The organism is Bacillus sp. PAMC26543, from assembly GCF_014250375.1.
Taxonomy (GTDB): domain Bacteria; phylum Bacillota; class Bacilli; order Bacillales; family Bacillaceae; genus Bacillus; species Bacillus halotolerans.
This window is the reverse complement of sequence record NZ_CP060193.1, coordinates 879,670-899,100: the sequence shown is the minus strand read 5'-3', so window position 1 is coordinate 899,100 and position 19,431 is coordinate 879,670. Positions and strand designations below refer to the sequence as shown.

Genomic DNA, 19,431 nt, shown 5'->3' with positions numbered 1-19,431 from the left:
TTTATGTTCCTTTCTGTCACTGTTTTTTTCATCTTATCATTATATCGTTTCTTTTTGGTACATTTTTGAATAGGAGGGCTCTTGACGGGGGTGAACAGCAGGAAACGGGAACCTGCAAAATGTTCCCGTTTTTCTTAGAATGAGGTATCGTTATGAGTTCTCGTCTACCATATAAAGAATAAACTCCCAAAATCCCGGAACATCCTGACACAGAAGCATATCAGCCTTTTCAAACATTTTGATTTTCAGCTCCTGCTCCAAATCTTCTCTTTCTTGATAAGACGTATTGCTGAGTTTTTTTCTGATCATCGGTGAAAAGCATGCAATCAGATGCTCAATGTCGTACATTTCATCTTTATTCCTATTATGTTCAAACTGGCCGCTCACAGTTTACTTTTCCCCCTTTTTTTGCGCCTCTAGCTGCTTTCTGATATTTTCTAACCCCTTTTTATGAATATTAGAGATATTTTGCCGGGACTCACCTAATGAATCAGCGATTTCCTGCATCGTGGCACCGTGAAGATAGACTTTTGTCAGCACGCTTTTTTGTTTGTCAGTCAGCTTCTGGATCGCTTGATAAAGCTGATAATCCTGGACATGCTGGCTCAAATCATCCTGCAGGTCTAAAAATTCCTCAAACGCGTCACTTCCCGCTTCGGCAGGAAGTCGTTCTCCTGCTTCCGGATGATCAACCGTCAGCGGATACCGTTTTTGATTTTTGCGAACCCGCTTATCAAAATCGATGGAAAAAATCCGAATCATTGAATTCATATACTTGACGATGCGAATCTCCTTATAAAATTGCTTGAATTGCTCGTCCAACGATTTTGCATCCTTTTCATTCGGGTTTTCCATTACATTTTTGAACAAACGGTAATGCTGAGGGTTGCTCAAAAAATGCTTCACGATGGGATGCTTCATAATCTCCTTACATTTCGATCGCAACAGACCTTGATAGTCCATCAAACCGCCTCCCTACTAAATTAAATGAAGGAAAGCAAAAAAAAGTAAACTACTACTTTCAGACTAGCGTTTGCTGAAGCAAACCTTCCAGTCATGGTTTACGATTTCTTGGATTCCCTTCACTTACTTACATGACTGCACAAAAAGGAGGGAGGTGTTTTTCATGGATCAGGTTTTTGTAGAGGAAGTCGTCAAGCAGATCAGCAATCTCGGGTTCCCGGCACTGATCGCGATGTACCTGCTGACCCGTTTCGAGAAAAAATTCGATCAGCTCATTGAACTGATGACAGAGCTGAAAGATCAGAAAGCGAAACATTAATTTTGTATCGAAGTTGACTTTTCATCGGTTTTTTTCACTTAACAAGACAGAAGGGAAAACGAAAGGCCTTTCACATTCTCTTTCTGCGCCACAATTATTTTTAAGGAGGAGACAGGAAAATGAAAAAACACAACGATATTCCGCAGCCAATCAGAGGAGATAAGGGAGCGACAGTGAAAATCCCGCGTAATATTGAAAGGGACCGGCAGAATCCCGATATGCTCGTACCGCCGGAAACCGATCATGGCACCGTTGAAAATATGAAGTTTTCTTTCTCAGATACTCATAACCGTTTGGAAAAAGGCGGGTACGCCCGTGAAGTTACCGTACGTGAGCTGCCGATTTCAGAAAACCTCGCTTCTGTTAATATGCGGCTGAAGCCAGGCGCCATTCGAGAGCTTCATTGGCATAAGGAAGCAGAGTGGGCTTATATGATCTACGGGAAAGCACGCGTCACGATTGTGGATGAAAAGGGCCGCAGCTTTATTGATGATGTAGGCGAAGGAGATTTATGGTACTTCCCGTCAGGCCTGCCGCACTCGATTCAAGCGCTTGAAGAAGGGGCAGAGTTCCTGCTCGTGTTTGACGACGGGTCATTCTCTGAAAACAGCACGTTCCAGCTGACAGACTGGCTTGCCCACACCCCTAAAGAAGTGATTGCCGCTAATTTTGGCGTAACAGAAGAAGAAATCGCCAATTTGCCAGGCAAAGAAAAATATATATTTGAAAAACCTGTGCCCGGCTGTTTAAAAGATGACATTGTGGAAGGGCCGTACGGCGAAGTGCCTTATCCGTTTACGTACCGCCTTCTTGAACAGGAGCCGATTGCATCAGAAGGGGGAAAGGTGTACATTGCGGATTCGACAAACTTTACAGTGTCTAAAACCATTGCATCTGCGCTTGTAACCGTGGAACCAGGCGCCATGAGAGAGCTTCACTGGCATCCGAATACGCATGAATGGCAATATTACATCTCCGGTAAAGCGAGAATGACTGTTTTTGCTGCTGACGGCCATGCGAGAACCTTTAACTATCAAGCCGGTGATGTCGGTTATGTTCCATTTGCGATGGGCCACTACGTAGAAAACCTCGGCGATGAACCGCTCGTCTTTTTAGAAATCTTTAAAGATGACCATTATGCCGATGTGTCTTTAAACCAATGGCTCGCAATGCTTCCTGAAACCTTCGTCCAAGAACACCTTGACTTAGGCAAAGAGTTTACGGATGTCCTTTCAAAAGAAAAGCATCCGGTTGTGAAAAAGAAAAGCAGTAAATAAAAAACTGGCAGCTTGCAGAGAGCGCTCGTTCTCTCTCTGCAAGCGCTGATAAGGAGCTGAACCAGTGATACATCAAAAGTATTTATTACGGCAGGCCGTACAGTATGTGCTGGCAGCGGCGGCTGTGTTATTTTGCTATTTTACAATCATTCTCTGTGTCTTTTCTTTGGCGGGAACGAGCTACCGATCAGCTGCTCATGTCCTGCTTTTTGCTGTGTTATTTCTTGTGCTCGGACTATGCTTTGAACCTTTTGAACGGCTGATGATACATAGTTTTACGTTTTTTAAGACTGGAAAACGAGCTTTTATCCTTATGGCCGGCACCGTCCAGCTGCTGTTTTTATGGATGACCGCTTATACGGCAGATCAAATGATTCATAACATTTGGCTGTCAACCACAGAAGAAATGATCCTCGCAGCCGTTTTTCTTATTTTGGATAAATGCAATTCAGCACTGCCCAAATAAAAAAAGAACGCCATCCGATTGGATGCGTTCTTTTTATTCATATCGAAGCGCGTCAACAGGCTGAAGCTTCGATGCCTTAATGGACGGCAGCAAGCCGAAAATAATGCCGACTGCCATTGAGAAAATGAGTGCTCCGATAACTGCCGGAACGGAGATGATAAAAGGCATCGGAAAGATCACCGTGATAAGTTTAGCGATGCCAAAGCCCGCCAGCACACCGAGAATTCCGCCAATACTTGTCAGCACGACGGCCTCTGTTAAAAATTGAAATAAAATCACGCGCCGCTTGGCACCGAGCGCCTTCTTAATTCCGATTTCCCGCGTTCGCTCCGTCACTGAAACAAGCATAATGTTCATGACACCGATGCCTCCGACCAAAAGTGAGATGCTTGCAATTCCGCCAAGCAGCAGAGCAAATGACTGGTTAAAGGACTCCACTTCCTGAGCGACCTCCTGAAGATCCATCACGCTGTACTCCGCTTTTTCCAAATCAGCATCTGACAGTCCTTGATTTAGAAGGTCCGCGGCCATTACACCGGCTTCTTGGATATGCTCAGAAGAGCCTGCCTGCACCGCAATCTGTGTCGGCGCGTCGAATCCTTCAATAAGCGGCCACACTTTTTTCGGCACATATAAAACCGGATTCGCATAGTCGCCATCAAACATGCTTTCTTCCTGTTTCTTTTCATGAAAAACACCGGCAACCCGGAACGGCACACCGTTCATCTCAATGTTTTTGTGCAGAGCGTCACCGTCAGGAAACAGCTCATCTCTTGCGGCCTCATTGATCATAACCACTTGGTGTGTGCTGTTTAATTCTTTTTCCGCCAGCTTTCTCCCCTCAGTGATGCTGATCGGGAACATATTGAAATAATCAGCATCCACTCCGTACACTTGAGGATAAGAAACGTTCGTTAAGTGAAAAACGGTGGCGCCTTCGGACAAGTAATATAAAGATAATCCTTTTACAACCGGGTCTGATTTTATTGCCTTAATGGTCTCTTCAGATACAGGGGGTGCGGACGTGTAAGAAACCTCCTGATAACCGCCTTCCTCCTCCCCGCCTGTTGGCTGGTACACAACATTAATCGCGTTATTTCCCATGCCGATCATGCTTTGCTTTAATTGCTCGCTTTGGCCTTTCAGCATAGAGACGATCGCAATGATCGCCGCTATACCGATAATGACACCAAGCATCGTAAGAATCGATCTCAGCTTATGTGAAAAAATAGATTGAAAGGAGATCCGAATATGTTCAAGCATGGCTAATCCCTCTCTCGTCTAACACTAATTCTCCGTCTCTGATAAACACGGTTCTGTCGGCTTTTCTGGCGACGTCCGGGTCATGGGTAATCATAATGATCGTTGTGCCTTCCTGATGCAATTGTGAAAACAGCGACAAAATTTGTTCACTTGATTTTGTATCAAGCGCCCCGGTCGGTTCATCTGCCAGAATAAACCGAGGCTGATTGACAAGGGCTCTGGCAATCGCCACCCGCTGCTTTTGTCCGCCGGACAGCTTTGGCGGCTTGTAAGAGATCCTATCTTTCAAACCAACCTTTTCAAGAGCTTCATAGGCTCTTTGCCTTCTTTCTTTTTTCTTTACCTTATTGTAAATCATCGGCAGCTCGACATTTTGAAGTGCGGTAAGGCGCGGCAGCAAATGAAAGGTTTGAAACACAAACCCGATCGATTCGTTGCGAATGTCAGCCAAAGCACCGTCTTTCCCTTTTAATACATCCATCTGGTCCAGCATATAGGTTCCGGAGGTCGGCCTGTCCAAACAGCCTATAATATTCATTAACGTAGACTTCCCTGAACCGGACGGCCCCATAATGGCCAGAAATTCACCAGCTTTGACGGTGAGATTAATATGCTTTAAGATCGGCACCTCTTCTTTGCCCAGCTTGTACGATTTAGAAATATTATTCAGTGTCAGCATTGACTGTAACCTGCTTTCCTTCCTTGACCGCGGGATCAGGATAGATCACATAATCTTCCGGCGTCAGGCCGCTTTTGATTTCGACCATGTCACTTTCATCTGTCTCCCCGATTTCAACAGGCTGTTTAACCGCTTTCTGCTCCTCATCCGTCTTCCAAACGTATGGTTCGCCATCATCCTGGATAATCATGTCGGACGGCAGCTTAATGGTATTCGCATCTGCTTCGTCACTCATGACTTCAATATTGACATGATAGCCGACTTCAAGGCCCTTATGGCTGTCCAATAAAACAGTGAAAGGATAGTTAGAGGATTGGGGATTCATTTCCTCTTCAGCATAACTTTCTGACTCTTCCTCCTCGCCTGTTCCAGCAGGAAGCTTGCCGATTGAAGTAATCTTGCCTTTCCACTCGCCTTCACCGCCTGTTTTCAGCGTAACTCTGACTTTGCTGCCTTTTTTAATCGTGTCCATTAACAGCTCGTTGATTTGGCTTTTCACAAGGTATTTGCCCGTTGAAACGATTTGGATATACGGGCCTGCTGCCTGATCACCCGTTGCGCCGTCCGCAATATCCTGATTGACGCTTTGAACGATACCGTCATGCTTGCTTGTGATCACATTTGAACCTTTGTTTTTCGTAAGTGCAGCCAGTTCTTTTTGGTGCTGCTTCAGTTCAAGCTGGCTTGTTTTTAAATCAAAATTGGCCTGGTCAAGCTCGTCTTGAAGCTGTGCTTTCTCGTCTTTTCCGGCTGTCTTTAGCTTCTTCTCAGTTTCTGCTATTGATTTTTGCAAGCGGCTGATTTGAAGGTTTGTCATTTCGGTTTGTAAATTGCTTTGCTCAATTTCGTCAGAATGATCCTCGCCCTCGTACTCGAAAAGCTTATCGCCTTTTTTAACCTTATCGCCTTCTTTGACGTACGTTTTTTTAATGCTTCCTTTCTCTGAATCTATGTATACTTTTTGCTGTTTCTCTGGCTCAACTTTTCCCGAAAACGATTGGGCAGATTCAGATTCACCGCCCATATACACTGCGACCGATTCAGCATAAGGCTCCGATGATACGGCAACTTGGTTCATGTGAGTAAAAAAGTAAAAACCGCCGGCACCGATCCCCGCCAGTACGAGCACACCGGCACATATCGAACCGGCAATAAGCCATTTTTTCTTCTTGGACACAATGATCTCCTCTTTCTGTAATCTTCGTAATATTTTCGAAACATTCTAACCAATATTATCTATTAATTCAAATAGACTTTCAATCTTTTTCTTCAAAATCCGGAATTAGCAAGAAAAATTATATTTTTGTGGTTAAAAATAAAAAAATCCCGGCGTCATACCGGGATTTTTCTTACACAGAAACAAGCTGTTTTTCAGTTTTAATCAGGTCATAAGTTAAGCATACTGGTTTATTTGTACGAGGATCAGTGACGATTTCGGCATCAATCTGGAATACCCGCTTCAAAATATCCGGCGTCATGACCTCCAGTGCGGTCCCTTCCTTAATAACCGTGCCTTTTTTGAGCGCAATCATATAATGGGAAAATCGGGCCGCGTGATTCAGATCATGAATCACCATTAAAATCGTCCGTCCTTGCTCCTTGTTCAGTCTGTCAAGCAGCTGCAGGATTTCGAGCTGATGTGCGAGATCGAGATATGTTGTAGGCTCGTCAAGCAAAAGCAGCTCTGTCCCTTGTGCAAGCGCCATCGCAATCCACACGCGCTGACGCTGTCCGCCTGACAATGCCTCAATCGGACGCTCATGGTATTCCGCCATGCCGGTTTCTTCGAGTGCCCATTTGATGATGCGGCGGTCTTCATCATTTAATCTGCCGAAGCCTGATTGATGCGGAAATCTGCCGTACGACACCAATTCGTACACCGTTAAACCGCTCGGAGCCTCAGGCGTCTGCGGCAGAATGGCCATATCCTTCGCAATGTCCTTAGTAGACATTTTATGAATCGCATTGCCGTTTAAGTAAACGGCACCTTGATGTGAGCGCATAATTCTGGACATCGTTTTTAATATCGTTGACTTTCCGCAGCCATTCGGCCCAATTAAGGTTGTTATTTTTCCTTTAGGAATGGATATATTTAAATCTTCTACAATCAGCCTGTCGCCATAACCGATCCCAAGCTGTTCCGTTGATAATGAATTCAAGTTCGGTCCCCTCCTCAATTCGATTTCATCAATAAATAAATAAAGTAAGGCGCACCTAAAACGGAGATGACAAGTCCGACCGGAATTTCTGACGGTGCCAATACATTTCTCGCCAGCGTATCAGCCAGAAGAAACAGAAACGCGCCGATAAAGGCGGAAACCGGTATAAGCGTCTGGTGGCGGGGACCGGTAAGCCTTCTTGCCACGTGAGGCGCGATTAATCCGAGGAACGCGATGCCTCCTGCAGCTGCCACACAGGATGCGGCAAGAGCGACCGCTGCCAGAAGGAGAATCCGTCTTTCCTTTTCAACAGCAGTGCCAAGTCCGGTCGCTAATTGGTCTCCCAGCTGTAAAATGTTCAGATAGCGTGCTTTATATAAAGTAAAAGGAAGCAAAATCACAATCCAGGGGAGTACCGCCCAGATCATGTTCCAATTGGCCCCCCATATCGAGCCTGATATCCAAACTGCAGCCTGCATAAAGTCATGCGGGTCCATTTTGAGCTGAAAAATAAGCAAAAGGGCATTAAATCCGGCATTTACACCGATTCCGACTAGGATCAGCCGAATCGGAGTCACACCTTTTTTCCAAGCCAGAAGATAAATGAGAAACGCGGCGAGGAACGCGCCTGCCAGAGCGCTGAACGGCAGCATAAACGTCCCTAAAAAGCCGAGATCTGATGCTGACCCTTGAAAAAAGTAAATAAAGAGCACAACAGCAAGCGAACCCCCGGCGTTAATCCCGAGAATACCCGGTTCAGCCAAATCATTTTGAGACACGCTTTGCAAAATGGCTCCGGCAACAGCAATACCCGCCCCAACAAGCAGCGACAACATTATTCGCGGCAGCCTGAACTCAAATAAGACAAGCTCATCCCGCGCCGTTCCTTGGCCGAAAAAGACCTTGAGCGTTTGCAATGGGGCAATTTTAATGACACCCAGATTCAGACTGATAAAAAAGACAAACATGATCAGCAGAAAAGTTACTGCTATCACAACAAGAGGTTTTTTCGTTTTCATTACAGCCCTCTCCTTTCACGACGTGCCAAATAAAAGAAAAAGGGAACACCGATGAGAGAGGTCAGCGCGCCGACAGGCGTTTCAAACGGCGCGTTCACGAGTCTGGCCGCAATGTCAGCAAAAACAAGCAAAACAGCGCCAAGCACCGCCGAGCAAGGAATAATCCACCGATAATCAACCCCTACCAAAAACCTTGTGATATGAGGAATGATCAGTCCGATAAACGCGATGGTGCCGGCAATGGAAACAGCAGCTCCCGTCAACACCACAACGACAAGCATGCCAACCAGTTTCACCGCTGATGTATACTGCCCAAGCCCCTTCGCCAGATCGTCACCGAGGCTTAACACCGTCACAGACCGGGCAATGATAAACGCAAACGTCAAACCGACAGCTCCTGCAATAACCAGCAGCTGAACGCCTGACCATTTCACACCCGCTACCCCGCCTGCGTACCAAAAGCTGACATCCTGTGCTACATCAAAACGGAGCGCAATTGCGGTTGAAATGCCCGTAAAGAAATAACTGACGGCCGTTCCGGCAAGAGCAAGCTTTACAGGCGTGAGACCGCCCCTGGAAAACATGCCGATGCCCAATACCGTCGATGCCCCCAGTCCGGCGCCCGCAAAGGACCACAGCACAAGCCCGAAGGCAGAAAGTCCTGGAAAAAAAGCAAACGCAATCGAAATAGCAAAAGCAGAGCCCGATGTTATCCCCATAATAGAAGGCTCCGCCAATGGGTTTCTCGTCATGCCCTGCATGATCGCCCCAGACACGGCTAACAATGCGCCGACAAGCGCGGCAGCAGCCGTTCTTGGCAGCCGAAGATCGTGTATAATTTGGTGTGAGGTTTCATTTGGCTGGAAATGAAAGATGGCGTCCCACACAGTCCGTAAATGGATATCCGCAGCACCGAGAGAAATGGACAGCATCGCGCCGAAGCATAATAAACATACCCCCGCAACAAGCACAATGACCGCACCAAACGACCGGGATGTCCATTGAATTTCTTCATCTGATATCATCTGTTTATTTTTCATGTGACTCAACAGCCGTACTTCCTTTCGATAATGATAATGATTATCAATTGCTGTTTCAGTATATCACTTTTTTCTGCTGATTTAATAGAGCGTTTTGATAAAAATGAGAATATGAATGCAAAAATATCGTGTCAACTGGCACTTGTGATGGTATAATCACAGGTGATAATGATTCTCTTTATCATCTATTTATTTGGAAAGAAGGTATGAGATATGACCCATACATACAAGAAGCTTGGTGCCGCTTTTTTTGCTCTTTTATTGATTGCAGCGCTGGCAGCCTGCGGAAATCACTCAGAAAGCAAAGGCTCTTCCTCTGATTCAAAAGACGAAGAAACCGTTACATACAAGGCTGAAAACGGAAATGTAAAAATTCCCAAACATCCTAAACGGGTGGTTGTCATGGCTGACGGCTACTACGGAGACTTCAAAACACTGGGCATCAACGTCGTCGGTGCACCTGAAAATGTATTTAAAAACCCTTACTACGAAGGTAAAACCGACGGTGTCACAAATATCGGAGACGGCACTTCTGTTGAAAAAGTGATTGATTTAAAGCCTGACCTGATCATCGTTTGGACTACACAAGGCGCCGATATTAAAAAGCTCGAAAAAATCGCGCCGACTGTTGCGGTGAAATACGATAAACTCGATAACATCGAACAGTTTAAAGAATTCGCAAAAATGACAGGAACGGAAGATAAAGCGGAGAAGTGGCTTGCCGAGTGGGACAAAAAAGTCGCGGCAGCCAAAACAAAAATTCAAAAAGTCATTGGTGACAAAACAGTTTCTATTATGCAAACAAACGGCAAAGACATTTATGTATTCGGTAAAGATTTCGGAAGAGGCGGAAGCATCGTCTACAAAGATCTTGGTTTACAGGCCACAAAGCTGACAAAGGAAAAAGCGATTGACCAAGGCCCAGGGTATACCAGCATTTCTTTAGAAAAGCTCCCTGACTTCGCCGGAGATTACATTTTCGCGGGTCCATGGCAATCAGGCGGAGACGATGGCGGCGTATTTGACAGTTCCATCTGGAAAAACCTCGATGCTGTCAAAAATGATCATGTCTATAAAATTGACCCGATCGGCTTCTATTTCTCAGACCCGATTTCACTAGAAGGACAGCTGAAGTTTATCACGAAAAGCTTAACAAAATAAACAAAGAGCCGCACTGATCTGCGGCTCTTTTCTATATTGCAAATAATCCGACAGGACGGAGCAACTCATATTGAACCGCATCGCATATTTTCTTTCTCAATTCATATTAAGCTGCATCATCATTGCCATTAGTTTTTTCAACGGTCTTTATATCGGAAAACCTTTTTCTCATGTGCTTCTCGTTTTTATCCTAGTGCTGGCTTTGTTTCATTTTCTGATGAAACGGAAAAAGCGTTTTTTGCATATTCGAATGTCTCTATCACTGACAGCGTTCCTGTCCGCTATTTTGTGTATGGGACTTATAACAGGAGAAATAACGTTTTTATAAAAAAGACACCTGACTGCATTGTCAGGTGTCTTTTTTTATGCTTGTTTTTCTTTCGAGAATTTCTTAATCACAAACGGATAAATCACCAGACCGACAAAGAACAAACCGATGCCGAGAATAAATGTCGTTAAATCCGCTGTGCCTGTTACGATAACAAACAATGAGTATACACACGCTAAAATCGCGATCAATCCGTCTTTTACCCGGGAACCTTTCAGCTGATCATACGTTTCGCCTTTTATAACAAGCTTCAGGCTGTAAATCGCAGACACTAAATACGGAATTAAATACGCAAGGGTTGCCGCTGTCGTTAAAAACGTAAATGCGTCACTTATTGTCCGGGAAATAACAGAGAATATGAAGACCTGTGACATCACATTTGTAATGATCAAAGAAATAACCGGGCTTCCTTTTTTATTTGTTTTCGCAAAGACCGCCGGAAAATCTCCTGCTTTAGCAGCTTGGTACGGAACCTCAGAGCCAAGCAAAATCCAGCCGAGCATCGTTCCGAATAAGCAAAGAATCGCCAGTAGCGCCATAATCACGCTTCCTGCGTTTCCAACAATCGCATACAGCACATCAACGAACGGTTTTTCAGATCCGACAAGCTTATCGTGCGGCAGAACCCCCATTGTGATCAATGTGACAATAATGTAAATGCTTAACGCGATCAACAAACCTGTGATGGTCGCACGTTTCACATCACGCTGAGTACGCGCGCGTCCAGACAAGATCACTGCTGATTCAATTCCCACAAACGCCCATAGAGTAGAAATGGCGGCGTTGTGAACCTGTCCGCCGATGCCAATGCTTGTGCCGTTCTCACCTTGAATCGGAAAATAAAAATGATCGAATAATGTCGTTTGAAACACAAACAATCCGGCAATGATAAAGAAAACAAAACCTAATACTTTTGAAAACGTTGTGATAAAGTTTAATTTACTAGCACCGTTAATGCTTGCAACAAGAATCGTGTGCGTTCCCCAGAGCAAAATCGTACATACAGCAAACGTCAGCAATTGGCCGAGTGTTACCTCTTGGCTGCCGACAGCAAACAGTACACGTTTATCAACTAAAATCGGGAAAAACGAAGTCAAGTAACCGGCTAGACTTGTGATAATCGCCACGTTACTGATCCAGCTCGCCACCCAGTAGCCCCACACCATTGTGAATCCGGCAGCGTTCCCTTTCTTCGGATCAGAAAACAGCGCTCTCGCATAACTTTGCGGCCCCGCTGTCAGCTCAGGCTTGCGAATAGACAAGTGCCCGAAGACAAGCGCAATCATCAGCACGCCCGCACCTGTCAAAAGCCAGGCGGACGTAGCGCCAAGCGGACTTGCAATCGAAGCAAGCGAACTTGGCAGGGAGAAAATCCCCGATCCAACCATATTTCCAACGACAAACGCCGTTAATAACCAAAAACCCCATTTTTTTGTCTGTTCCATTCCAGTACCTCCAATGATTCTTTGTACGGACCAGAACCCGAGATCATGTAAACACAAAAAAAGCCTGAACAAAAGTCCATGCTTAAAGAAACACACACCCTTGATCTCCGGATAGCCCTCCGCGAAAAAGCACGCGGCAGTCCTGCACTTATTCAGATACAGTCCCAGCATAGAGAAGGATCGGCTTTCTCCACACTTCGGCGCTGATGCCTTTTACACATGTTTAACAGCTCCTGTCAGCCTGGCATGTGTGACTCATCATCCGCGCAACCTCTACCTCACTGAGAAAGAGTGAGGATTTATTTATTCAGTTACTCCCAGAAGGTTATCAAAGAAAGAATGATCTGTCAAAGGGAACAGATGGAAAATGCGGATAGAGCCAAGCCCTATCCGCATGCGGTTAGCGATTATTTTTCTTTTTTTGTACAGCTTCTTGAAGCGGATCATCTTTAAGAGCTGAACCGGCATCTTCAAGAGCTCCTTGGATTACGTTTTTTTCTTTTTCAGAACGTTTACCTTTATCTTTATTAAAGAAAGCCATTCGTATCACCTCTTTTAGAAAATAGGTACATCTTTAAGATGCCTTTTTCTCAGGAAATTATGCGGCTCATTTTTTTATCGGCCAAAGTTCTGTTGCTCAAACATACATTCTCTTGATATATTTGTAATTCAGAGATTTTTGCAAAAGATAAAGGAGAAGCGGGGAAATGACAGGAAAAACACACATCATGGGAGGCATCGCTTCTTGTACCGCAGCGGCTTATTATTATGGATTTGACCCAGTACTCATGGCGGCGTCCGGCGCGGTTGGCGCATTAATTCCCGACATCTGCCACACGCAAAGTAAAATCGGAAGAAGATTTCCTATCTTATCGAAAATTGTCAGTTCCGTATTTGGCCACCGCACCTTTACACACAGCCTGCTGTTTCTGCTCATCATGTTTTTTATCACAGCCACATATATACCAGATAAAAACATATCAGCAGGGCTGATGATCGGAATGGCAAGCCACTTGGTTCTGGATGCCTGGACAGTGAATGGCATCAAATTGTTATTCCCTTCAACCATTCGCATACGGCTGCCGTTGTATATGAAGACAGGCAGTTTTTCCGAACAGCTTGTGTTGGCCGGTCTGACAATAGCATCATGCTATTATTTTTATATGCTGTTCCATGGGCGTATGTTTTAAACACGAGTGCTGAAGCTTGTCTAAGAAGACTGTTTTTAGTAGGTTTTACATAAGAAGCATCTTCATGGCAGATGTTCAAGAAAACGTGAGGAGTTATAAATTGATGAAAGGAACCTTTTTTCACAATCAGCGTTTTTTAAGTTTATCCATCTTATTCATGTGGATCAAAACTTATGTGATCTATAAACTGGGTTTTGATTTGCAGATCGACTCTCTATTGCAGGAGCTGATTCTGCTGATCAATCCGCTTAGCTTCATACTCCCTCTATTTGGGATTGGACTGCTTTTAAAAGGCAGCAAGCAGCGCATCTTTTTGCTGATTGCCAATTTGGTTCTGACTGCCATTTTGATCTCCAACACGATTTTTTACGGCTTTTATATCGATTTTATTACCATCCCGGTTTTGTTTCAGGCCAGCAACATGAGCGATATGGGCAGCAGTGTAAAAGAGCTGTTCAATCCTTTGTTCATCGCTCTGTTTGCGGATTTGGCTTTTCTTCTGCTGCTCTCCAGAAAAGAGAAGAGTCCCGAGTTGAAAGCGAACCCCCGTACGGTCAAGCGGTACTATGCCGCTTCCTGCGGGATTCTTATATGTACGCTGGGGCTTGCAGAAATTGAACAGCCGAAGCTATTGGCACATTCCTTCGACCGGGAAGTGCTCGTCAAAAGCATTGGCCTGTTTCAGTTCCACATCTACGATACCATTTCTCAGACTGTCAATATGAGTGCGAAGGCATTTGCCGATGAAGACAGCCTCTCTACAATCAAAAACTACACTGAGGCTGACTACAGCAAGCCTGATCAAAGCAAGTTCGGACTGGCAAAGGGACGGAATGTGATTTTTGTGACACTTGAATCGACTCAAAGCTTTGTTCTGAATGAAAAGGTAAACGGAAAAGAAATTACCCCGTTTATGAATGATCTGATGAAAAAAAGCTATTCCTTTGATCATTTTTACCAGCAAACAGAGCAAGGCAAAACGTCTGATTCGGAATTTATCGTCGCTAACTCTCTATATCCTTCCCTAAGCGGCGCCGTCTTTTTTACGAAAAGTGACCATCAATTTCATACGATGTACAAATCACTCAAGCAGAATGATTATTATTCAGCCGTCTTTCACGCCAATCATAAAACATTTTGGAACAGAGATGTGATGTATGAAACGTTTGGGATTGACCGCTTTTTTGATGTCGATGAGTTCCATGTGACTCCTGAAACCTCAACAAGCTGGGGATTAAAGGATAAAGAATTTCTGGAACAGTCAGCTGCTAAACTGAAAAACCTGCCGCAGCCGTTCTACAGCAATTTCATCACATTGACGAACCATTTTCCGTTTGAAATTGATGAAAAGGATCAGCTGATTGATGAATATGATTCGAGCAGCGACCTGTTAAACCGCTATGTGACGACGGTTCGCTATGAGGATGAAGCACTGAAGCATTTTATCAAAAAGCTCAAGGATGAAGGCTTATACGAAAACTCGATGATTGTCTTTATGGGAGATCATTACGGCATATCAGAAGCCCATAATAAAGCCCTGGCTGAGTTTTTAGGAAAAAGTGAAATTACGCCATATGACACCGTCCAGCTTCAGCGGGTGCCGTTTATCATTCATATTCCTGGAATCACTGATCAAAACCCGGAAACAATCTCCGATGCCGGAGGACAGGTTGACGTCAGGCCGACTCTGATGCACCTGCTCGGAATTGATACAAAAGGTGATATTCAGTTTGGCAATGATTTGCTGTCAAACAACCGAACGCCATTTGCCGTGCTGAGAAACGGCAGCTTTATCACGAACGACTATGTATATACGAAAAACACATGCTACAGCCAAAAAACAGGAGAAGTGTTAGAAAATCAAGATGCGTGCGCTCCCTATAAAGAAAAAGCAAATGAAGAGCTGTCTCTTTCTGATAAAATGTTAAACGGAGACCTTCTGCGTTTTTATGGTCAATAAAAAAATCCCTCTAAGAGGGATTTTTTTCATGTTTCGTATATCACTTTACCTGTCAGCTTCGTTTGATAGCCATTAAGATGAGACAGGTTGGCCTTATATTCTTCCGATTTCAAGATGCTCTTTACAGCTTCAAGCAGCTGCTGGTGTTTTTTCAAAATGACAATGTCGTATTGTTCCTCGATGAGCGGGATAAAATCAACGCTTCCCATATGTGCCGCGTGCTGCGCCCCGATTCCCGCGTCTGCCTGTCCGCTCGAGACTTGGGAGGCAACAGCATAATGATCAGTCACAATGTCACTGTATCCCTTGACGTCTGAAGGTGTCACACCAAGCAGACCAAGCTGTTCGTCAAGCAGCACTCTTGCGCCCGATCCTTTTTCTCTGTTGATGATGCGGATGTCGGTTCGTTTCAGGTCATCCCAGCCTTGTATGTTTTTCGGATTTCCTTTTTGAACGTATAAGCCGGCTTTGCGAAGGACAACATTCATCTGACAAAACGGTTCGCCTGACAGAATGCGTTTCACATAAGGCGTATTATATTGAGCGGTTTCCGCATCGTACAGATGCAGGCTGACAATGTCGCATTTGCCTTGGTACATGTCAATGAGGCTGTTTAAGCTGCCTTTGTATTGGCGGAGCGGCGTCTCTTGAATGGCATTTTCCAAATGCTTGCTGAGCAGATCCATCGATATATCCTGCCCGCTGATGACGACATTCCGCCTGCCCTCCGGCATCGGCTCTTGTGCCTTTCTCGGCTCTTCGGGTGAAGACACAGGCTGAGACATTCTCATGTTCGCCTTATATTGCTTTAAATCTGCTTCATCGACACGCATCTGCCTTCCGACACGGTAAGCAGGGATCATGCCTTTTTTAATCAAATCATAAACGGTCAGCTTTGATACCTTCAGCAGACCAGCAACTTCTTCTATCGTATAGGAAGAGGTTTCATTCATCATCATCACTCTCCTATTTCATTATACCTTTTCGGAGAATGTAAAAAAACCCACATAACCCAAACATAATCAGTTATAATTGGATATAACTAATTATAAGGGGTGCAATCATGTTTAAGAAGTATTCCATTCTGACCGCAGCATTAACTGTTTTTCTGCTTGCAGCAGGCTGCTCTGCCAGCCAATCATCAAGTGACAATGAAAAGAAAGTGACCTTAACTGTCTCAGCAGCTGCCAGTGCCCAGGATGCACTCGAGGAAATTCAAAAGAACTACGAGAAAACCCATCACAATATTACGATCCAAGATAACTTTGGCTCATCAGGTGCCTTGCAAAAGCAAATTTCTCAAGGAGCCGGGGCCGATCTGTTCTTCTCAGCCGCTGAGGACAAATTCCAAAAGCTTGTAGATGATGGGGATATCGCTAAAAAAGACAGCACTCATTTAGTCGGAAATGAAATTGTGCTCGTTGTGCCTAAGGATGGAGATTCACCAGTCACAGGCTTTGACAATCTGACTGATTCAGAAAAAATTGCTCTCGGGACTCCAGAATCTGTACCGGCAGGAGCTTATGGAAAAGAATCACTGACAAACCTGTCTCTATGGGACAAAGTAAAAGATAAGATCGTGTACGGAAAAGACGTTCGCCAGGTTCTTTCATATGTAGAAACAGGCAATGTAGACGCAGGTGTCGTTTATAAAACAGACGCGCTGATCTCTAAGAAAGTCAAAATCGTCGATGAGACAAAAGCTGATACACACAGCCCGATCGTTTACCCGTTAGGAATTGTAAAAGATACGAAACACCCTAAGGAAGCGAAGCAATTTTACGATTACCTGCAAACTGACGAAGCGATGAAAGTGTTTGAGAAATATGGTTTTACTGCTGAATAACATCAGCACTTCAGAATTTTTCACGCCGGTTATGCTTTCTTTTCAAGTGGCGGCGGTCGCCGGAATCGCGGTGATCATTCTCGGAACTTTGGCAGGGGCATGGATGTCACGAGCATCATTTTTCGGAAAAACCGCACTCGAAACGATTTTTATGCTTCCTCTCGTTCTTCCGCCCACCGTTGTCGGTTTTATTTTGATCGTCATGTTTGGAAAGCACAGCTTCATCGGACAAGCGATCGAATGGATCTTTCATCAGCCCGTCATTTTCACCTGGTGGGCCGCTGTGATTGCTTCTGCTATCGTGGCTTTTCCGCTTATGTATCAATCGGCCAAAACCGGATTTTCCGATATTGACCCCGATATAGAGGGAGCGGCAATGGTAGACGGCGCAAGCAGATGGAGGGTGTTTATCCATATCTCCATTCCGCTGGCGTATCCATCGTTGCTGACCGGAAGCATCCTCAGCCTGGCGCGGGCGCTCGGTGAATTCGGCGCCACCTTAATGTTTGCCGGGAATATCCCGGGTGTTACCCAAACGCTGCCGACAGCCATTTATGTCGCTTTGGATTCCGGCAACAACGCACTTGCATGGGCGTGGGTCGTCTGTATCATCGTGATTTCCTTTCTGATGCTGTTTTTGATTCAACTGAAAAAAACACATTAAAAAACTCCCCGTACTTAGACGGGGAGTTTTTGATTAAAACAGAAGCTCATCGGGGTTTGGACCGACACGTTCATCTTGATTTAACGCATCAATCTTGTCCATGTCTTCTTGAGACAATTCGAAATCAAAAATATCAGCGTTTTCGATAATACGGTGTTCTTTAATCGATTTTGGAATCGTTACAACTTCATGCTGAAGATCCCAGCGCAAAATCACTTGTGCTACAGATTTATTATATTTTTCAGCGATCTGTGTCAGCACGTCGTTATCAAGCAGCTGGCCCTGCATAAGCGGAGACCATGCTTCCAGCTGGATGCCTTGTTTTTTGCAGTAGTCTCTTAATTCTTTTTGCGTCAAACGAGGGTGAAATTCAACTTGGTTCACCATTGGTTTGATTTCAGCATCTTTCAAAAGCTCTTCTAAATGATGAACTTGGAAGTTGCTGACGCCGATCGCGCGGATTTTGCCGTCTTTGTACAGCTTTTCAAGCGCGCGCCATGTATCTTTATACTTATCCTTGCCAGGCCAGTGGATTAAATATAAGTCTAAATAATCAAGCTGAAGTCTTTCCAGGCTTTTTTCAAAGGCAGCAAGCGTTGTATCGTAGCCCTGATCTTCATTCCATACTTTTGATGTAATGAAGAGCTCTTCTCTTGCAACACCGGATTCTTTAATGCCGATGCCTACACCTTCTTCATTTTTATAGACAGCCGCTGTATCAATGCTGCGGTAGCCATTTTTAATCGCAGCTTTAACCGATTCAGTCGCTTCACTTCCGTTTTCTACTTTAAAAACACCAAGACCGAACCAAGGCATTTCAACTCCGTTATGTAGCTTTACAGTATCTTTTAAACTTGTTGCCACTAGAACATCCACCCTTTCATTGAAATGTAAGCGTCTATATTATCTCACATTCCTCTCAGCAGATACCAATAATACGCTTAAGAGCCTCTTATTGCTTCTTTTTTCATACGGACGTTTTTATTTCATAGTAAACAATGCGCATTTGTACTATTTTTTTCCTATTTTATCAATTATAAGATTATTTAGACAGTGAGCAGGGTAAGCGAATACTGTAGCCCACAAAAACATAGAGGAGGAAACAAATTGAAACGTATTCGTATCCCAATGACTCTTGCACTTGGCGCCGCTTTGACAATTGCCCCTTTGTCCCTTGCCTCTGCTGAGGAAAATCCCGCACCGAAGATCTCACAGAAAACAACAGCCGGAACAGCTGCCGCAGAAGTCGGTTTAAACGTCAACCTTGATTTGCTTGGGATTGCCAACCAAATCTCAGATGCCATTAAATCAGCCCAGAACAGGGACGGTTTTGTGAAAAATCTCATGGAGTCTTCCTTCTACGCATCCGGCCAAAAATATAACGTCATGGTTTTTAACTTAAGCCAGGAATATGAAGATCACTTAAATGGTGTGCAGTTTTACGGCTCGGCCGTTTATGACGGCATTACGTACGGCATTTGGGTATTTGAGGACGGAAGCTTCACAAACAAAGGAGACGGCGGCTGGATCAACTGGGCCTTCAGAGGCTGGTTCGACCGAAACGACAACACTGTCGAATTCCATCGCCCTTAACCCATAAGAAAAAAGCTGGCATCCCGGGGACTGACCCCATAAGATGAGACAAATAAAAA

General features: G+C 44.6%; 21 protein-coding genes and 1 riboswitch. Of the genes, 9 read left to right on the top strand and 12 right to left on the bottom strand.

From position 1 onward, the window contains the following. Positions 1-150 precede the first annotated feature (150 nt). Both rsoA and sigO read right to left on the bottom strand, forming a co-directional pair. Positions 151-387, bottom strand: coding sequence for a sigma-O factor regulator RsoA (gene rsoA / locus H7F27_RS04425; RefSeq protein WP_024122813.1), 237 nt, complete (start codon positions 385-387; stop codon positions 151-153). Positions 388-390: 3 nt separating this feature from the next. Then, complete coding sequence (gene sigO, locus H7F27_RS04420) at positions 391-921, bottom strand: RNA polymerase sigma factor SigO (protein WP_081638364.1); 531 nt, start codon at positions 919-921, stop codon at positions 391-393. A gap of 205 nt (positions 922-1,126) precedes the next feature. On the opposite strand from sigO, the gene H7F27_RS04415 reads away from it, so the two are divergent. The 3 genes from H7F27_RS04415 (at position 1,127) to H7F27_RS04405 (ending at position 3,025) form a co-directional block, all read left to right on the top strand. Further along, positions 1,127-1,282 (top strand): YvrJ family protein, encoded by a 156-nt coding sequence (locus H7F27_RS04415; protein ID WP_103671337.1) that lies wholly within the window; start codon positions 1,127-1,129, stop codon positions 1,280-1,282. Positions 1,283-1,401: 119 nt separating this feature from the next. After that, positions 1,402-2,559 carry an oxalate decarboxylase gene (oxdC, locus tag H7F27_RS04410; RefSeq protein ID WP_024122816.1) on the top strand — a complete coding sequence of 386 codons (1,158 nt, stop codon included), beginning with the start codon at positions 1,402-1,404 and terminating at the stop codon, positions 2,557-2,559. Positions 2,560-2,623: 64 nt separating this feature from the next. Beyond that, on the top strand, positions 2,624-3,025 hold the full coding sequence (locus tag H7F27_RS04405) for a YrvL family regulatory protein (RefSeq protein WP_105953877.1): 402 nt from the start codon (positions 2,624-2,626) through the stop codon (positions 3,023-3,025). A 33-nt stretch (positions 3,026-3,058) separates the two neighbouring features. On the opposite strand, the gene H7F27_RS04400 is transcribed toward H7F27_RS04405, so the two are convergent. From H7F27_RS04400 to H7F27_RS04375, 6 genes are all read right to left on the bottom strand, one after another. Continuing rightward, positions 3,059-4,288: an ABC transporter permease gene (locus H7F27_RS04400; protein WP_185848636.1), complete on the bottom strand. Its 1,230-nt coding sequence runs from the start codon at positions 4,286-4,288 to the stop codon at positions 3,059-3,061. Next, a complete protein-coding gene (locus H7F27_RS04395; protein ID WP_024122819.1) occupies positions 4,281-4,967 on the bottom strand; it encodes an ABC transporter ATP-binding protein in 687 nt (228 codons plus the stop codon). Before H7F27_RS04395 ends, H7F27_RS04400 begins: the two co-directional genes overlap by 8 nt. Further along, positions 4,951-6,144: an efflux RND transporter periplasmic adaptor subunit gene (locus tag H7F27_RS04390; RefSeq protein WP_185848635.1), complete on the bottom strand. Its 1,194-nt coding sequence runs from the start codon at positions 6,142-6,144 to the stop codon at positions 4,951-4,953. The genes H7F27_RS04395 and H7F27_RS04390 overlap by 17 nt, the downstream gene beginning before the upstream one ends. A 172-nt stretch (positions 6,145-6,316) precedes the next feature. Then, on the bottom strand, positions 6,317-7,126 hold the full coding sequence (locus tag H7F27_RS04385) for an ABC transporter ATP-binding protein (protein WP_024122821.1): 810 nt from the start codon (positions 7,124-7,126) through the stop codon (positions 6,317-6,319). 14 nt (positions 7,127-7,140) lie between these two features. After that, positions 7,141-8,145 (bottom strand): FecCD family ABC transporter permease, encoded by a 1,005-nt coding sequence (locus tag H7F27_RS04380; protein WP_024122822.1) that lies wholly within the window; start codon positions 8,143-8,145, stop codon positions 7,141-7,143. After that, entirely contained in the window at positions 8,145-9,185 is a 1,041-nt protein-coding gene (locus H7F27_RS04375; protein WP_369810958.1) for a FecCD family ABC transporter permease, read from the bottom strand. The genes H7F27_RS04380 and H7F27_RS04375 overlap by 1 nt, the downstream gene beginning before the upstream one ends. Before the next feature lie 213 nt (positions 9,186-9,398). On the opposite strand from H7F27_RS04375, the gene H7F27_RS04370 reads away from it, so the two are divergent. Continuing rightward, positions 9,399-10,346, top strand: coding sequence for an iron-hydroxamate ABC transporter substrate-binding protein (locus H7F27_RS04370; protein ID WP_185848634.1), 948 nt, complete (start codon positions 9,399-9,401; stop codon positions 10,344-10,346). A gap of 363 nt (positions 10,347-10,709) precedes the next feature. Here H7F27_RS04370 and H7F27_RS04365 read toward each other — a convergent pair whose 3' ends face one another. Both H7F27_RS04365 and sspJ read right to left on the bottom strand, forming a co-directional pair. Next, positions 10,710-12,119, bottom strand: a complete 1,410-nt coding sequence (locus H7F27_RS04365) for an amino acid permease (protein ID WP_103671332.1) — start codon at positions 12,117-12,119, stop codon at positions 10,710-10,712. 104 nt (positions 12,120-12,223) lie between these two features. After that, positions 12,224-12,403: riboswitch (Lysine riboswitch) on the bottom strand. 116 nt (positions 12,404-12,519) lie between these two features. Then, positions 12,520-12,660 carry a small acid-soluble spore protein SspJ gene (gene sspJ, locus H7F27_RS04360; RefSeq protein ID WP_010331863.1) on the bottom strand — a complete coding sequence of 47 codons (141 nt, stop codon included), beginning with the start codon at positions 12,658-12,660 and terminating at the stop codon, positions 12,520-12,522. A 166-nt stretch (positions 12,661-12,826) separates the two neighbouring features. Between sspJ and H7F27_RS04355 the strand changes: the two genes are divergently transcribed. Together H7F27_RS04355 and H7F27_RS04350 are read left to right on the top strand one after the other, a co-directional pair. After that, positions 12,827-13,309, top strand: coding sequence for a metal-dependent hydrolase (locus H7F27_RS04355; protein WP_024122827.1), 483 nt, complete (start codon positions 12,827-12,829; stop codon positions 13,307-13,309). Positions 13,310-13,412: 103 nt separating this feature from the next. Continuing rightward, complete coding sequence (locus H7F27_RS04350) at positions 13,413-15,269, top strand: LTA synthase family protein (protein WP_185848633.1); 1,857 nt, start codon at positions 13,413-13,415, stop codon at positions 15,267-15,269. Between the two features lie 26 nt (positions 15,270-15,295). Here H7F27_RS04350 and H7F27_RS04345 read toward each other — a convergent pair whose 3' ends face one another. Continuing rightward, entirely contained in the window at positions 15,296-16,222 is a 927-nt protein-coding gene (locus H7F27_RS04345) for a substrate-binding domain-containing protein (protein ID WP_059292701.1), read from the bottom strand. Positions 16,223-16,332: 110 nt separating this feature from the next. Here H7F27_RS04345 and modA point away from each other — a divergent pair, with 110 nt between their 5' ends. Together modA and modB are read left to right on the top strand one after the other, a co-directional pair. Further along, positions 16,333-17,115: a molybdate ABC transporter substrate-binding protein gene (gene modA / locus H7F27_RS04340; RefSeq protein ID WP_185848632.1), complete on the top strand. Its 783-nt coding sequence runs from the start codon at positions 16,333-16,335 to the stop codon at positions 17,113-17,115. After that, positions 17,087-17,779, top strand: a complete 693-nt coding sequence (modB, locus tag H7F27_RS04335; RefSeq protein ID WP_185848631.1) for a molybdate ABC transporter permease subunit — start codon at positions 17,087-17,089, stop codon at positions 17,777-17,779. The genes modA and modB overlap by 29 nt, the downstream gene beginning before the upstream one ends. 33 nt (positions 17,780-17,812) lie before the next feature. Here modB and pgoN read toward each other — a convergent pair whose 3' ends face one another. Further along, entirely contained in the window at positions 17,813-18,643 is an 831-nt protein-coding gene (gene pgoN, locus H7F27_RS04330; RefSeq protein ID WP_095714057.1) for a glyoxal/methylglyoxal reductase, read from the bottom strand. Positions 18,644-18,886: 243 nt separating this feature from the next. On the opposite strand from pgoN, the gene yvgO reads away from it, so the two are divergent. Next, the gene (gene yvgO, locus H7F27_RS04325; RefSeq protein ID WP_024122833.1) at positions 18,887-19,372 is read left to right on the top strand and encodes a stress response protein YvgO; all 486 of its coding nucleotides are present in this window, start codon (positions 18,887-18,889) and stop codon (positions 19,370-19,372) included. Positions 19,373-19,431: the final 59 nt, after the last annotated feature.

What these genes read in the sequence shown, in the direction of transcription:
- sigO (WP_081638364.1), bottom strand. Translation starts at nt 921, where the DNA reads ATGAAGCATCCCATCGTGAAGCATTTTTTGAGCAACCCTCAGCATTAC.
- H7F27_RS04415 (WP_103671337.1), top strand. Translation starts at nt 1,127, where the DNA reads ATGGATCAGGTTTTTGTAGAGGAAGTCGTCAAGCAGATCAGCAATCTC.
- oxdC (WP_024122816.1), top strand. Translation starts at nt 1,402, where the DNA reads ATGAAAAAACACAACGATATTCCGCAGCCAATCAGAGGAGATAAGGGA.
- H7F27_RS04400 (WP_185848636.1), bottom strand. Translation starts at nt 4,288, where the DNA reads ATGCTTGAACATATTCGGATCTCCTTTCAATCTATTTTTTCACATAAG.
- H7F27_RS04395 (WP_024122819.1), bottom strand. Translation starts at nt 4,967, where the DNA reads ATGCTGACACTGAATAATATTTCTAAATCGTACAAGCTGGGCAAAGAA.
- H7F27_RS04380 (WP_024122822.1), bottom strand. Translation starts at nt 8,145, where the DNA reads ATGAAAACGAAAAAACCTCTTGTTGTGATAGCAGTAACTTTTCTGCTG.
- H7F27_RS04375 (WP_369810958.1), bottom strand. Translation starts at nt 9,185, where the DNA reads ATGAAAAATAAACAGATGATATCAGATGAAGAAATTCAATGGACATCC.
- H7F27_RS04370 (WP_185848634.1), top strand. Translation starts at nt 9,399, where the DNA reads ATGACCCATACATACAAGAAGCTTGGTGCCGCTTTTTTTGCTCTTTTA.
- H7F27_RS04365 (WP_103671332.1), bottom strand. Translation starts at nt 12,119, where the DNA reads ATGGAACAGACAAAAAAATGGGGTTTTTGGTTATTAACGGCGTTTGTC.
- sspJ (WP_010331863.1), bottom strand. Translation starts at nt 12,660, where the DNA reads ATGGCTTTCTTTAATAAAGATAAAGGTAAACGTTCTGAAAAAGAAAAA.
- H7F27_RS04355 (WP_024122827.1), top strand. Translation starts at nt 12,827, where the DNA reads ATGACAGGAAAAACACACATCATGGGAGGCATCGCTTCTTGTACCGCA.
- H7F27_RS04350 (WP_185848633.1), top strand. Translation starts at nt 13,413, where the DNA reads ATGAAAGGAACCTTTTTTCACAATCAGCGTTTTTTAAGTTTATCCATC.
- H7F27_RS04345 (WP_059292701.1), bottom strand. Translation starts at nt 16,222, where the DNA reads ATGAATGAAACCTCTTCCTATACGATAGAAGAAGTTGCTGGTCTGCTG.
- modA (WP_185848632.1), top strand. Translation starts at nt 16,333, where the DNA reads ATGTTTAAGAAGTATTCCATTCTGACCGCAGCATTAACTGTTTTTCTG.